This is a genomic window from Bradyrhizobium sp. USDA 4449, assembly GCF_054056275.1.
The window spans coordinates 4,401,112-4,414,833 of the sequence record NZ_JBSRYD010000001.1 but is presented as its reverse complement, the minus strand read 5'-3'; the positions used below and the strand labels follow the sequence as shown (position 1 = coordinate 4,414,833).

Here is a 13,722-nt window from a genome sequence, read left to right as displayed (position 1 = left end):
ATCAGGCAGCTTTCGAAGGAAGCGCGAGCGCGCGGCCGAACATCATGTCGGCGCGGAACGTCGCGATCTTCTCGCGGGTGCGGATCAACTCGAGATACCAGAGCGCTTCCGCAGTATCGCCGATCAGCACGGCGCCGGTCAGGCATCCGTCGGCGATCACGAGCTTCTTGTAGGTCCCGCGCCTGCGGTCCGACAGCACGAGGCTCTCGCTGCCGTCGGCGCCCATGAAGTCGCCGGCGGAGAACACGCTGACACCGGACACTTTCAGATTGGTCGAGACCACGCTGCCCGGATAGGCGGCGGGTCGGCCACCGAGATGCCGGGCCAGTACGCGCGCCTGCTCGTAGGCCGGTTCGACCAGGCCATAGCAGGTGCCGCGATGTTCGGCGCATTCGCCGAGCGCGTAGATGCCCGGTGACGCGGTCTGCATCTCGTCGTTGACGACGATGCCCCGGTTGACCGCGATGCCGGCTTCCCTGGCGAGCGCGATGTTGGGCCTGATGCCGGCAGCGAAGATCACGGCGTCCGCCTCGATCCGGCTGCCGTCGGCAAGCTCGACGGCCTCGACATGGCGCTCGCCGTGAATGCGGGCAGTCGGGGCATTGAGCATGATGCGGATGCCCTTGCGCTCGACCAGCGTCTTGAGCAGGCCGGCAGCCGCCGCATCGAGCTGGCGCTCCATCAGCCGGTCCATCAGATGCAGCAGCGTCACGGGCGCGCCGGCCTTGGCGAGACCATAAGCCGCTTCAAGGCCAAGCAGGCCGCCGCCGACCACGACGACGCGCTTCTTGGCCGCTGCAAGCGTCAACAGCAGATCGACATCGCGGGTGTCGCGAAAGGTGTGTACGCCGGCGAGATCGGCTCCGGGCACGTTCAGCCGCAGCGGCGTCGATCCCGTGGCGAGAACGAGCTTGGAGTATTCCATGCTCTCTTCGCCAGCGATCTTGAGCTCGCGGCGGCCGGTGTCGATCTCGGTGACGCGATAGCCATAGCGCACGGTGACGCCGCGATGGCGCCACCAGTCCGCAGGTCTCAGCTCGATCTCGTGCGAGCCGGTCTCGCCGGCCAGCACGGATGAGAGCAGCACGCGGTTGTAGGCGAGCCGCGGCTCATCGCCGATAACGGCAACCGCGTAGCGGCCGAGCGCGGTCTTGGCGAGTTCGTCGACCAGACGCGCTGCCGCCATACCGTTACCGACGATGACCAGCGGTTCACTCACGAGGCATCTCCTATTCGGCGGCCTGCGCCTGTGAGCCGTAGGCCTCGGATATCATGAAGCCGGACAGCACGCCGTAAGCGTCGGTCCAGGCGGTGGCGAGCTCGGGCGTCCAGGCCTCGCCAAGGCCCTTCTCCAGGGTCCACAGCAAGGTCGCGCCGACCACGGGATAGTGCTCGGCCTTGGCGCCGTAGGCGACGTGACGCTTGGCGAGCGCCGACGCCGCCGGAAGAATCGTTTCGAGATTCGACAGGCCGCCGACGACGGCGGCGAGCATGCCCATCAGCTTCTTGCGCTGCTCGGTCATGTCCTCTGGAAACATCGCTCGCACCGAAGGGGCAACTTCGAACAACCGATCGTAGAACAGCTGCGAGGCAGTTTCTGAAATCGGCGCGACTTTGGAAAAGCTTTGCTGCACGAGGGCGATCTGCTGAGGAGTCATGATGTTGTCCTGTCTGTTTCGGTCTGCCTTCGTCCGCGCCGCTGCGGAAAAAGTTCGTTGTTCAAACGTCATCAGAGCGGCTTCTCCCCGCGTACGGAGAGAAGCGATTTTCGTGCCGAGTGTCAGACCCGAGCCTCGGCGAGGCTTGGCGCGCCTGCAGCCTGTGCGCTGCGACGCAGATAGAACCACCAGGTCAATCCAAGGCAGACGGCGTAGAAGGCGAGGAAGACGGCGAGCGCGACCTGCGGTCCGCCCGTCATCGCGATCGACTTGCCGAAGCTGCTCGGGATCAGATAGCCGCCGACAGCACCGACCGCGCCGATGAAGCCGACAGCGGCACCGCTCTCGATGCTCGCGGTCTTCAGCGCCATCGCGCGCGCTGCATCGCCCTTGCCGCGTACCTTGAACAGGTTTTGTTCGCGGAAGATCGAGGGGATCATGCGGTAGGTCGAACCGTTGCCGATTCCCGTCGTCAGGAACAGGATCAGGAACATCGCGATGAATCCGGTGAAGTCCTTCTGCCCGACGAAGTAGAGCACCCCGATCGTAGCGGCCGCCATCGCGATGAAATTCCAGAAGGTGATGATGGAGCCGCCAACCTTGTCGGCGAGCCAGCCGCCGAACGGACGCGACAGCGAGCCAACCAGCGGACCGAGGAACGCGATCGAGATCGTGACCGTGGGAAACTGGGTCTTGATCAGCAGCGGAAACGCGGCGGAGTAGCCGATGAAGGAGCCGAATGTTCCGATGTAGATGAAGGCCATGATCCAGGTGTGCTTGCGCTTGACGATGGCAAGCTGGTTCTTGATCGACGACTTGGCCGAGGTCAGGTTGTTCATGAAGAACACGGCGCCGAACACCGCGATCGCGATCGGCAGCACCCACATCAGGCCTGCGTTCTGGAGATAGACGCCGCCGACCGGCGTTGCCTGGAACAGGTTGATGACGGCGAGCGTCATCAGGATCGGCGTCAGAAGCTGCACGCTGGAGACGCCGATATTGCCGCCGGCCGCGTTGAGGCCGAGCGCCCAGCCCTTCATGCGATCCGGGAAGAAGAAGGAGATGTTGGTCATGCTGGAAGCGAAATTGCCGCCGCCGAGACCGGCAGTCGAAGCAATGAGCAACATCAGCCAGAACGGCGTGTCGGGCTGGCTCACGAAGTAAGCAAGCGACAAGGTCGGAATGAACAGGATCGCCGCGCTGAAGATGGTCCAGTTGCGACCGCCGAAGGTCGTGACCGCGAAGGTATAGGGAAAGCGCATCAGCGCCCCGATCAGGCCGGGGACGGCGACAAGCTGGAACAGTTCGTCGGTCGAGTAGTGGAAGCCTGCCTGCGGCAGCTTGGTCGCGACGATGCTCCAGATCAGCCACACCGAGAAGCCGATATGCTCGGCAACGATTGACCAGATCAGGTTACGCCGGGCCACGGCTTTGCCGCCCGCGTTCCAGAACGCCTCATCTTCGGGGCGCCAGTCGGAAATCCACGTCTGACTCAGAGACGGATCCTTCGTCATTGATAATCCCTTTTGGTCGCACCGCTGCGTCGTTGCAGTCTTGGCCTACACGCGCGGAAGCATGCTCCGAGGCTTCACCCCGGCGGCGAGTTCACGATGCTGATTGATGATGTCGAGTGACGGCGTCGGTGGCGTCAGAGCCTGCTATTCAAGCTCTGTGCCAGCTCTCTCACTCTTAAGAAACACAAGAAATACAATCACTTGGATCGCCTGATGAAATCCTAGGCGCGCCTATAATTGCATCAAAAAGTCGCGACGCGCCCAATTCTTGAATGACGATTCGCTCACTCCCTGTGCGGCGCACAACAAATGAGCGATTGCCTAAAAAGTGTCGTCAGGCGGGCTCGGCGGCCCTGGTTCCGAGCGGCTTGGGCGCGATGCCGCCGCCCGGCTTGAGATGGAACTCGTAGGTCATCAGATGCCATTGCCCGTTCGCCTTGGCACCGTCGGGCATCTCAGGGTCATTGCGCGGCTCGACCTTGGCGATGAGATCGTCCTTGACCCCGAACACGACGTCGGAATCGAGATATTTGTCGCCGTCCATGAAGACGTGCGTGATCAGCGGCTCATAACCGTTTGCATTGACCAGGAAGTGCACATGCGCCGGGCGCATCGGGTGGCGCCTGGTCTGCACGATCATCTCGCCGACCGGCCCGTCGGTCGGGATCGGGTAGCTGCACGGCAGGATGGTGCGGAAGAAGAAGCGGCCGTCGCCGTCGGTGATGAAGCGCGCCCGTGCCGAGGCACCGACCTCGGCATAGTTCGCCTTCTGCGAATCGTAGAAGCCGTCATCGTCGGCATGCCAGACATCGACCGGAACGTTCGCAAGCGGCTTGCCCTGGAGATCGGTAACGCGGCTCTGCACGAACATCCGCTCGCCCGTGAGATTGTTCGGCGAGATGTCGGTGCCGTGCGCGGTCACCTTGTGCTCGCCGACATAGAACGGGCCGAGCACGGTGGTCTGGGTGGCGCCATCGCGGTCGCGATGGTTGACCGCGTCGACCAGCATGGAGACGCCGAGCACGTCGGAGAGCAGGATGAACTCCTGGCGGGTGTCGGTGCATTTCTGGCCGGTGCGGGTCAGGAAATCGATGGCGTATTCCCATTCCGCGAAGGTGAGACCGGTCTTGCTGACGTAATCGTGCAGCGACTTCACCAATTCCTGGAGAAGGAATTTCGCACGCGGATCTGGCGTGTTGTCGAAGCTCTTGACGACCGCTTCGGTGAGTTCTGTCTCGTTGAACTGGGTCATGGTGCGTTTGCCCTGATTTTCTCGTTGGCCCGGTCGGGCTCCTTGGCGTTCCCGGCTGAAATCTACACCTCGGGCAGCCCAGCGTTAAGCGCGACCGCTTGGAATAGGGCCATCATTTCGGCTATCAACGTGCGAGAAAAACAGCCTGGAGGAACCAATGCTCGCCCCGACCCCTGCCTCGCCCGAATCCGTGGGCATGTCCAAGGCCGCGTTCGACCGTATCGATGCGCATCTGAAGCTCAGGTACATCGATGCCGGCCGCTTCCCGGGCACGCATCTCCTGGTCTACCGCCGCGGCAAGATCGCCCACAACTCGGTGCAGGGCCTTGCCGATGTCGAGCGCAAGGTACCCGTCAAGGACGACACCATCTATCGCATCTATTCCATGACCAAGCCGCTCACCAGCGTCGCTTTCATGATGCTGGTCGAGGAAGGCCTGGTCGCGATCGACGAGCCCGTCGCCAAGTACATTCCGGAATGGAAGAATCTGGGCGTGTTCGTCGCTGGCACCCACCCCAACTTCCTGACCCGGCCGCCGTCCCGGCCGATGCTGATCGTCGACCTGCTGCGCCACACCTCCGGGCTGACATACGGCTTCCAGCAGCGCTCCAATGTCGATGCCGCCTATCGCGCCGAGAAGATCGGCGAGGTCGAGAAATCGGGCACGCTCGATGGCATGATCGAGAGCCTCGCAAAAATTCCGCTGGAGTTCTCGCCGGGCGAGTCCTGGAACTACTCGGTCTCGACCGACGTGATCGGCTATCTCGTCGGCAAGATCTCGGGAATGCCGTTCGAGCAATTCCTGAAAACACGCATCCTCGATCCGCTCGGCATGACCGATACCGATTTTCATGTGCCGGCCTCGAAGGCGCATCGCTTCGCCGCCTGCTACAACGCCGATCCCGGCGGTGGCTTCACCATGCATGCCGGCCAGCGCCGGGAAGGGCTGACGCTCCAGGACGACCCGACCAAGAGCTCGTTCCTGTCCCCGCCATCCTTCATCTCCGGTGGCGGCGGGCTGTGCTCCACGATGGCTGACTATCTCACCTTCTGCCGCGCACTGCTCAACGGCGGCGAGCTTGGCGGCGTTCGCTTGATCGGACCGAAGACCCTGGCGCTGATGACCAGCAATCACATTCCCGGCGGACAGGCTCTGCCTGATGTGTCGCGCTCACTGTTCTCGGAGGCGACCTACAACGGCATCGGCTTCGGCCTCGGTTTTGCGGTGACGATGCGTCCCGCCGAGACCCTGATCGCCGGCAGCCCCGGCGAATACAATTGGGGCGGCGCGGCGACGACCTCGTTCTGGATCGATCCGGCCGAGGAGCTGATCACCATTTTCATGACGCAGGTGCTGCCGTCGAGCGCCTACCCGCTCCGCCGCGAGCTGCGCAGCATGGTCTACGCCGCCATCACCGACAGCAATCTCTGAGAATCCCGACATTTGTTGCAACAGGCTTTGCGAGCGATCGCGAAGCCTGTTGCTATTTTCCTAAAGCGCGATGAGATCGGGTCGAATCGTCATCGCGCTTCAGCTCCTTGTTTGAGCACGATCTTTTCGGAAAACCGCTTCACACTTTTCCGGATCATGCTCTAGTGGAAATGGCCAATCAAATAGATGCCGCCGCCGATCACCAGCACGGCGGGGACGGCCCACAAAATCAAAACCGGCATTTTTGTCGTCCTCCTCAGTTTGACGTGCAGACCTTGACGGTCTTCATGCTGCTCTCAGCCTCCGAGCGCGACTTGTAGACCGTGCCCGAGGGGCTGACGACGGTCATGCTGGTGTCGGTCGGCTTCTTGTCGACGACCGTGCACTTCTTGGTCTTGACGTCCTGCACGACGTAGAATTCGTCGGCCGCGAACGCCGGCACGGTGAATGCAGCAATCATCACGGCTGCGGTTGCGATCCTCAACTTCATTCTCTCCTCCTCCAATTGCCGGACATTCTGCGCCCGGTCGATCTACAAACGGGAAAAACTAGCAATTTGTTCCTATCGGCCGGGAACGTCATCTGCTGTGAGCTGTTGGTGCGGGGCTTATTCGTGAGGAGGACAAAATGAAGAAGCTGTTCCTGCTATCCGCAGCAGTGATGATGATCTCGACCGGCGCGTTCGCGCAATCGACCGTGGTGACGACGACTGGAACCAGTCATGCCGCGGCGGTTCAAATCGAGCCGCAATACCGGACGCGGATCAAATCCTACGTCACCGAACATCATCTGCGGCCGGTGACGACCAAGGAGAAGATCGTCGTCGGCGCCACGGTTCCGAGCGACGTCACGCTCGAGGCGGTTCCGGAGGATTGGGGTCCGGCTCTGACAAGGTATCGCTACGTCTATTCCGGCGATCGCGTGATGCTGGTGGATCCCGGCACGCGAGCCGTCGTGCAGGAAATTGATTAAGGCCTGATGCAGGGGCGGCCGCCCGCGAGGGCGGTCGCTCCTGCGGAGTTCATCACATGACATCGCATCGAGAAGCCCGCATCGCCGGGCTGAGCCTGGCAGCGGTGTATGCCGTGTGCCTGCTGCTCACCGCCGTAAGTATGAGCTGAAGCGCGGGCGACTGCGCTGCAAAATGTCCCCGATCCGCTACCCGGAGACGAAAATTCGTGGCGCAGCTCACACACTGACCGTATGGTTTGACAAGATCATAATCCGGCGCCACAGCGCCGGAACCGGGACGCCCGCTTTTGTCAAAGCTCTCCCTGCCGGTCCGGCTCGCTCTCCTGGTCACGGGAACGATGTTGCCGCTGATCGCCTTCGCCGTCGGCCTCGCTTATTCCAACTACCGTCAGGACCGCAGCGATGCGACACGCCGGGTGCTCGAGACGGTGCGAAGCATGCGCCTCGTGCTCGATTCCGAGGTCCAGCGGATGACGGGCGGACTGCAGGTGCTCGCGCTCAGCGAGTCCTTGCGCAACGGAGACTTCGAGGGCTTCCGCCGATTGGCCGTCGGCTTCATCAGTCAGTATGGCGAGGACAGCGTCCTGCTGCTGGCCGACCGGTCCGGGCACCAGCTGTTCTCGACGGCGACGACCGAAACGATGAACCTGCCGCCACGCAACAACCACGAGATCGTCGAGCGGGTGTTCGCGAGCAAGGCGCCGCAATATTCCGACCTGTTCGTCGGGGCGACGAAGAAACGGCCCATTGTGACGGTCGAAGTCCCCGTGCTGCGCGATGGCGAAGTCGCCTATGCGCTGTCCTTCAGTCCACCCATTGCGATATTCCAGAAGCTTGTCGAGCGGCAGCGGCCGAATGATCGATGGACCGTGTCGCTTCTGGACGCAAAAGGTCTGGTATTTGCTCGGGCTCCCAACCCGGCCGAGACGTTCGGCAAGAGGGCGTCGGGCGCGCTCTACGACACCATGTTTCGCACCCCGGAAGCCACCCTCTCGACTGTTTCGCTGGATGGTGTCGCACTGTCCTCCGCCTATACGCGGTCGCGGCTGACGGGCTGGACGGTCGTTGCCGGCGTCACCGAGAGTTCGCTGATCGCGCCATTGTGGCGCAACATCGCAATCACCAGCCTGATCGGCGGCGTGCTGCTGCTTGTCGGTCTGACCTTTGCGGTCCGGATGGCGACAACGATCGCGCGCGGGGAGATGCTGCACAGTCTCTTGATCGAGGAGCTCAACCACCGCGTCAAGAATACGCTCGCCTTGATGCAGGCCATCGCGGTGCAGACGTTTCGCAGCGCAAGCCGCGACGAGCGAACAAAGTTCGAGGGCCGCCTTGGCGCGCTTGCCGAAGCGCACAATCTCCTCAGCCAGGAGAAGTGGGCCGGCTCGGAGCTGCGGGACGTGATCGCGCGCGCGCTCCAGCCGTTCCTGCTCGCAAATCCCGATCGAATCCGGATCGCCGGCCCCGCGGTGCCACTGTCTCCACGGCTTGCCGTGGTGCTGTCGATGATCGTGCACGAGATCGCCACCAATGCCGCGAAATACGGCGCGCTGTCCAACCAGACCGGCCGAGTGACGCTGCAATGGGAGGTCATCGCCGACGCGCCGAAGCCGCGGTTGCGGCTGATCTGGACCGAGCTCGGCGGCCCGTTGGTGACGGCGCCCGTGCAGCGCGGCTTCGGCTCGCGCCTGATCGAGCGCAGCGCACGCGATCAGCTCGGCGGCGAGGCAACGGTGGACTTCTTGCCGCGCGGCGTGATCTGCACGGTCATTTGCGCGCTCGATGGGGAGCGGTGAACGGAGGATGTCGGCGATGAAGATCACGGGGATTCGCGGCCACTTCCTCGAGGCAAAGCTCTCGCAAGCTTTTGCCTATTCGCGGGCCTGGTACGACAGCCGCACCGCGATGCTGGTCGAGATCGAGACCGATACGGGCCTGACCGGCTGGGGCGAATGCTACGGCCCGGCGCGGATGACGGCGGCCGTGGTGAACAACGTCGCATCCTGGCTGATCGGCAAAGATCCGCTACGCACGGATGTGTTGTGGCAGACGATCTACGCGCGTTTACGCGACCACGGCCAGAAGGGCGTCGTGATCCAGGGCCTCAGCGGCATCGACTCGCGCTGTGGGACATCAAGGGCAAGCATTTTGGCGTGCCCGCGCATCAGCTGCTCGGCGGCGCGGCGCGTAACGAGGTGCAGGCCTATGCCACCGGACTTTACCGGCGCAAATCGGGCGATCCGCTCGAATACCTGCCGGATGAAGCGGCCTCCTATGCCGGGGAAGGCTTTCGCGCCGTGAAGCTGAAGGTCGGCTTTGGCATCGCTGAGGACGCCGCGGTTACGCGCGCCGTGCGCGAGGCGATCGGTCCTGATGTCGCGCTGATGGTCGATGCCAACCACGCCTATGACGCCGTCGCCGCGATCCGGCTCGGACGGCTGATCGAGGCCCACGACATCGGATGGTTCGAGGAGCCGGTGCCGCCGGAGGACGTTGCGGGCTATCGCACGGTGAAATCCGCGCTGACGATCCCGATCGCCGGCGGCGAGTGCGAGTTCACGCGCTTCGGCTTCCGCGATCTGTTCGCCTCGCACGCGCTCGATATCGCCCAGCCCGACACCTGCGCGGCCGGCGGCCTCACGGAATGCAAGAAGATCGCCGACATGAGCGAGGCCTTCGGCATCCGCTACAATCCGCATGTCTGGGGCACCGGCATCGCGATCGCGGCCTCGCTTCAGCTCCTCGCCGTGCTGCCCTCGCACACCCCGACCTCGTTGGCGCCGCTCGAGCCGCTGCTCGAATTCGACCGTACCGAACATCCGATCCGGCAGGAAATTCTGAAACAGCCGATCGAGCATGTGAAGGGCCTCGTTCGTGTGCCCGACGCTCCCGGGCTCGGCGTCGAGATCGACCGCAAGGCGCTGGCGCGATTTGGGGTGAGCTGGGACTGCAGTTAACGCTCATTGCGATTCGACGGGTGCGCCACAACGAAGGGACTGGAACCTTTTTGGAACTTTCCGGACCTCTCGCCAATCAACCGTCAGTGAAACCTGCCACGTCCTGGGAGGCGTCCCCTTGCCCACTGAGCCAGAGGCAGAACCCGATCCCCGCTGGCGTCCGAGTTCGAACTGATAGCGCTGGCCTCACTCCTGCCATGGTGCTTGAGCCTGCTCCTCGCCTCCCACGATGCCGTCATTGCACACGCATTTCTGCTCACCGCGCAGCTCGGCTGATCAGGCGCGATCGAGGCGTTTCCCTTGGACCAGAAGGACAATCGCCCGAAGCAACTTCCGGAAGCCGCCACGGGGAGAGCCGCGCGCCTACCCGATCGTCTGCAGCGCCGGAAACGTCTCCAGCAGCCAGATGCTCACATTGGAGACCGCGCCGGTGAGGAAGCCGATGCCGGTGATCACCATCAGCACGCCCATGGCGCGCTCCACATTGACGAGTTGGCCCTTCATGCGGGCGAATAGTTTCGAGAACTGCTCGATCATCAGCGCTGCGATCAGGAAGGGAACGCCGAGACCTGCGGAATAGACCGCGAGCAGCCCTGCGCCCTTCGTCACCGTCGCTTCAGCCGCGGCGATCGAGAGGATCGCGGCGAGGATCGGGCCGATGCAGGGCGTCCACCCGAATGCGAAGGCGAGTCCCATCACATAGGCGCCCCAGAGGCCGACGGGTTTTGGCGCGCTCAAGCGGCCCTCGCGCATCAACAGGCCGATCCGCGTCAGCCCGAGGAAGTGCAGGCCCATGATGATGATGACGATGCCGGCGAGGATCGACAGTTCCGCCGACCAGGCGCGGATCATCGAGCCGATCAGAGAGGCGCTGGCGCCGAGCGCCACGAACACCGTGGAGAAGCCGAGCACGAACAGCAGCGCCGCCATCATGATCGCGCGCTTCGAGGCCGTCTCCGGCTCATTGCTCTCGACATGCTCGATCGTGGCGCCGGTGAGATAGATCAGATAGGGCGGAACCAGGGGCAAGACGCAGGGTGAGAGGAAGCTGACGAGACCGGCAATCAGCGCGGCCGTAATCGAAACATGTTGCATGATGCAGTCGGAGCCATCCCGGGCCCTCGGGCCGGGCGCGGGGAATGCGCGCGGGACCGGAGCCGAACCGGCTCTGGTGTAGCCGATGCCGGGGAATGCGCAACAGAGGCGCAATCAAACCAGGGCTCCTCCCGATGCCGTCTGCGATCACAGATACGGCATCGGGACGCGCACAAATCTCGCCAAAAAGCGAGATCAGGCGGCGCGGCTATTTCACCACGCGGAGCAGCGGACGCCGGGGCTGGTCCTGCGTCTGCTTGGAGGGGGATAGCGGCTCGCTGGCAGCGCTCCGCAGCATTTCGTCGCACAGCGCCTTGAGGTCGGCACTGTCAATTCCTTTGAGCTTCATCCTCACGTCGAGGATGACGATCGAAAGCAACTCAGCCGATTCACGGCTGTTGCTCTCCTTGAGAACCTTGCGGCACTCCTCGAGCGTCTCGAGCACTGACTGCAATTGTTGGTCTGAATGCGACACCGGAGTTCTTTCAGTTAATTCGAGCTACGAGACGTGCTTGAAGCGATCCCCTCGGCCCCAAAGCGAACCGAGGATAGCACGGAGAGTCCGTGCTCTCGAAGACGATTTCAATGCGTGTTCGCGTGGAAACTGCGGTTCCAGACAGCATCGCTCTGCGGTTGACGCGGCGAACGTCGCAACGGTCAATGACAAAACATTCGGCCGGATGCGATTGATCGATTCCCGGGACACGCCCAAATCCCGCACGCCGCCCTGCGGTCCGCATGGACCACGCAATTCCCGCAGCCATTCCTGGGCTCGCAACGGAATGCACGTCTACCCCTCTTCCGGGCAAGAATTAGCCCGATTCCCAGCGCCAGACACACCCCAATACCGTCTCGGGCGCGGTAAGTATGGCGTTCAAAACTCGCCACCCCGCAACCCGCCGTGGTTGTGGTTTGCGCTGGATTCTGCCAGTTTAGCAACCCGAAGGGACTTGTATGCACTCCTTAGCGGAAAGGGGCGTTCCACAGGAAGAACGCCTAAAGACAAACATCAGCGGCCTCTCCGATTGGGACGCGGCCCGCATTTTCCTGGAAGTCGTTCGACGCGGAAGTTTTCGCTCGGCGGCCGAACGCCTGTCCCTGTCGATCAATGCTGTACGCCGGCGAATCGATGATTTCGAACGCCAGACCGGCACAACCCTTTTCACCCGCGACGTCCACGGCACTCACCTCACCGATGAAGGCGCACTGGTCGTCTCCGCCGTCGAGCGCATGGAGGCGGCGGCCTTCGACGTGCTGCGCACCAGCGATTCGACGGCCAACGCGCTCACCGGCGAGGTCCGCGTCGCCGTCACGGAAGGGTTGGGCACGTTCTGGCTCGCCCCGCGGCTGGTCGAATTCCAGCAGGCCTATCCGAATGTCCTGGTCGACCTGCACTGCGCGATGCGCTCGGCCGACGTTTCCCGCCACGAGGCCGACGTCGCTATCCATCTGTCGCGTCCCTCGGCGCTCGACGTCAAGCTGGTGCGGCTCGGCCGCATGCATTTGATGTTCTGGGCCTCCAAGGGTTACGTCGAGAAATATGGCGCGCCGCGCTCGGCTCTGGAATTGATCAAGCATCGCCTGGTGCTGCAATTCGCCGATCAGATCGCCGCCAAGGAAACCTTTGAGAGCTTCTTCCCGGGCGTTCCGGAACGTGACCTTCTGGTCATGAAGACCAACGTCTCGAGCGCCAACTATTGGGCTGTCGCCAATGGCGCCGGAATCGGCGTATTCCCGAGTTACGCCATTGCGCTTGGCGGGAAGTTGATTCCACTGGAGGTCGAGTTGAACCGACCGCTGGATATCTGGTTGTCGTACCATCCTGGTAGCGGCCGGATTCCCCGTGTGCGGCACATGATTGACTGGCTGATCGAAGCTTTCAATCCGGCTCGCTTCCCGTGGTTTAAGGAAGAATTCGTGCATCCGCATGAATTCAAGGACTCTTATATGGGCGAACCCCTGACCCAGCTCTTCGGGGGATTTTCAACCGAAGAACAAAGGTGAAAACGAAAATGAAAGCAGCGGCGAAGAGAATGAAGCAGCGCAGCGCCGGCAAGCCGGACATCGAGCTTGGCAAGCGCATCCGTCTGCGGCGCGTCGAGATGAAGATCTCGCAGGCCGAGCTCGGCGAAAAGCTCGGCGTGAGCTTCCAGCAGGTGCAGAAGTACGAGAAGGGCGTCAATCGCGTCGGCGCGGCTCGGCTTCAGCAGATCGCCTCCGCCCTCGACGTGCCGGTGACCTTCTTCTATGACGGCGACAACAAGGCCCGCGAAGTCGAAAGCCTCCTGTTCCTGGACTCGGCTTTCAGCCTCCGCCTGCTGCGCGCCTACAGCAAGATCAAGGATCAGACGGTGCAGCGTCAGCTCGTCTCGCTGATGGAATCGATCGCGGCCAACGAGAGCTGAGCCGGTCGAAGGTCCGGCCTTCATGGCCGATGTTCAATCCGCCGCGTCGCGGGGGCGCGGCTGGATTGGCGAGACCTGATGCCTGAGACATGATGTCTGGGAGCATGATGTCTGGGAGCATGATGTCCGGAACATGAGGAGATCAGATTTGGTCCGCGCCACGTGTGCGCGAGCTTTGGTTGTTGGGGCGGCGTGGCCGCCTTTTTTTTATTGCCTTCATTCGCTTTTGACGGCCATCGATCGCTGATTTCGCGAACCCGCCCCAGCCTTGCTGCGACCCAGTCGAGAGAGCCCCGGCGAGCACGCCCGGGCGCTTCGAGACGACTTGCTTAGTGGGACCGTAACCTCGATGCCCTAGCGTCCCGCCGATTTCAGCGAATCGGCGTTGGCGGCATGGGCTGCCGAACATTGCCGATGCGAGCGCCCGTCGGGGCCTC

At 62.8% G+C, this 13,722-nt stretch carries 12 protein-coding genes and 1 pseudogene; 6 read left to right on the top strand and 7 right to left on the bottom strand.

Features of this window, described 5'->3' with window-relative positions; all coding sequences use genetic code 11:
* Nucleotide 1: 1 nt before the first annotated feature.
* From ACVIIW_RS20625 to ACVIIW_RS20610, 4 genes are all read right to left on the bottom strand, one after another.
* Nucleotides 2-1,219 carry an NAD(P)/FAD-dependent oxidoreductase gene (locus ACVIIW_RS20625; RefSeq protein ID WP_456702395.1) on the bottom strand — a complete coding sequence of 406 codons (1,218 nt, stop codon included), beginning with the start codon at nucleotides 1,217-1,219 and terminating at the stop codon, nucleotides 2-4.
* 10 nt (nucleotides 1,220-1,229) lie between these two features.
* Nucleotides 1,230-1,658, bottom strand: a complete 429-nt coding sequence (locus ACVIIW_RS20620; RefSeq protein WP_456702394.1) for a globin family protein — start codon at nucleotides 1,656-1,658, stop codon at nucleotides 1,230-1,232.
* Between the two features lie 122 nt (nucleotides 1,659-1,780).
* Nucleotides 1,781-3,172 (bottom strand): MFS transporter, encoded by a 1,392-nt coding sequence (locus ACVIIW_RS20615; RefSeq protein ID WP_456702393.1) that lies wholly within the window; start codon nucleotides 3,170-3,172, stop codon nucleotides 1,781-1,783.
* Nucleotides 3,173-3,506: 334 nt separating this feature from the next.
* Nucleotides 3,507-4,424 carry an intradiol ring-cleavage dioxygenase gene (locus ACVIIW_RS20610; RefSeq protein ID WP_456702392.1) on the bottom strand — a complete coding sequence of 306 codons (918 nt, stop codon included), beginning with the start codon at nucleotides 4,422-4,424 and terminating at the stop codon, nucleotides 3,507-3,509.
* Between the two features lie 157 nt (nucleotides 4,425-4,581).
* Between ACVIIW_RS20610 and ACVIIW_RS20605 the strand changes: the two genes are divergently transcribed.
* Complete coding sequence (locus tag ACVIIW_RS20605) at nucleotides 4,582-5,856, top strand: serine hydrolase domain-containing protein (RefSeq protein WP_456702391.1); 1,275 nt, start codon at nucleotides 4,582-4,584, stop codon at nucleotides 5,854-5,856.
* A gap of 256 nt (nucleotides 5,857-6,112) precedes the next feature.
* On the opposite strand, the gene ACVIIW_RS20600 is transcribed toward ACVIIW_RS20605, so the two are convergent.
* Nucleotides 6,113-6,346 (bottom strand): hypothetical protein, encoded by a 234-nt coding sequence (locus ACVIIW_RS20600; protein WP_456702390.1) that lies wholly within the window; start codon nucleotides 6,344-6,346, stop codon nucleotides 6,113-6,115.
* A gap of 137 nt (nucleotides 6,347-6,483) precedes the next feature.
* Here ACVIIW_RS20600 and ACVIIW_RS20595 point away from each other — a divergent pair, with 137 nt between their 5' ends.
* The 3 genes and pseudogenes from ACVIIW_RS20595 to ACVIIW_RS20585 all read left to right on the top strand — a co-directional run bounded on the left by ACVIIW_RS20595 (nucleotide 6,484) and on the right by ACVIIW_RS20585 (nucleotide 9,785).
* Nucleotides 6,484-6,828, top strand: coding sequence for a DUF1236 domain-containing protein (locus ACVIIW_RS20595; RefSeq protein ID WP_456702389.1), 345 nt, complete (start codon nucleotides 6,484-6,486; stop codon nucleotides 6,826-6,828).
* A 338-nt stretch (nucleotides 6,829-7,166) separates the two neighbouring features.
* Nucleotides 7,167-8,624, top strand: a complete 1,458-nt coding sequence (locus ACVIIW_RS20590) for a sensor histidine kinase (RefSeq protein ID WP_456705212.1) — start codon at nucleotides 7,167-7,169, stop codon at nucleotides 8,622-8,624.
* Nucleotides 8,625-8,640: 16 nt separating this feature from the next.
* Nucleotides 8,641-9,785: pseudogene (locus ACVIIW_RS20585) on the top strand (mandelate racemase/muconate lactonizing enzyme family protein).
* Nucleotides 9,786-10,148: 363 nt separating this feature from the next.
* On the opposite strand, the gene ACVIIW_RS20580 reads toward ACVIIW_RS20585, so the two are convergent.
* Nucleotides 10,149-10,880, bottom strand: coding sequence for a cytochrome c biogenesis CcdA family protein (locus ACVIIW_RS20580; protein WP_456702388.1), 732 nt, complete (start codon nucleotides 10,878-10,880; stop codon nucleotides 10,149-10,151).
* Between the two features lie 208 nt (nucleotides 10,881-11,088).
* Nucleotides 11,089-11,355, bottom strand: coding sequence for a hypothetical protein (locus ACVIIW_RS20575; protein ID WP_456702387.1), 267 nt, complete (start codon nucleotides 11,353-11,355; stop codon nucleotides 11,089-11,091).
* A gap of 479 nt (nucleotides 11,356-11,834) precedes the next feature.
* Here ACVIIW_RS20575 and ACVIIW_RS20570 point away from each other — a divergent pair, with 479 nt between their 5' ends.
* Together ACVIIW_RS20570 and ACVIIW_RS20565 are read left to right on the top strand one after the other, a co-directional pair.
* Nucleotides 11,835-12,884: a LysR family transcriptional regulator gene (locus ACVIIW_RS20570; RefSeq protein WP_456702386.1), complete on the top strand. Its 1,050-nt coding sequence runs from the start codon at nucleotides 11,835-11,837 to the stop codon at nucleotides 12,882-12,884.
* Nucleotides 12,885-12,913: 29 nt separating this feature from the next.
* A complete protein-coding gene (locus ACVIIW_RS20565; RefSeq protein ID WP_020608151.1) occupies nucleotides 12,914-13,285 on the top strand; it encodes a helix-turn-helix domain-containing protein in 372 nt (123 codons plus the stop codon).
* Nucleotides 13,286-13,722: the final 437 nt, after the last annotated feature.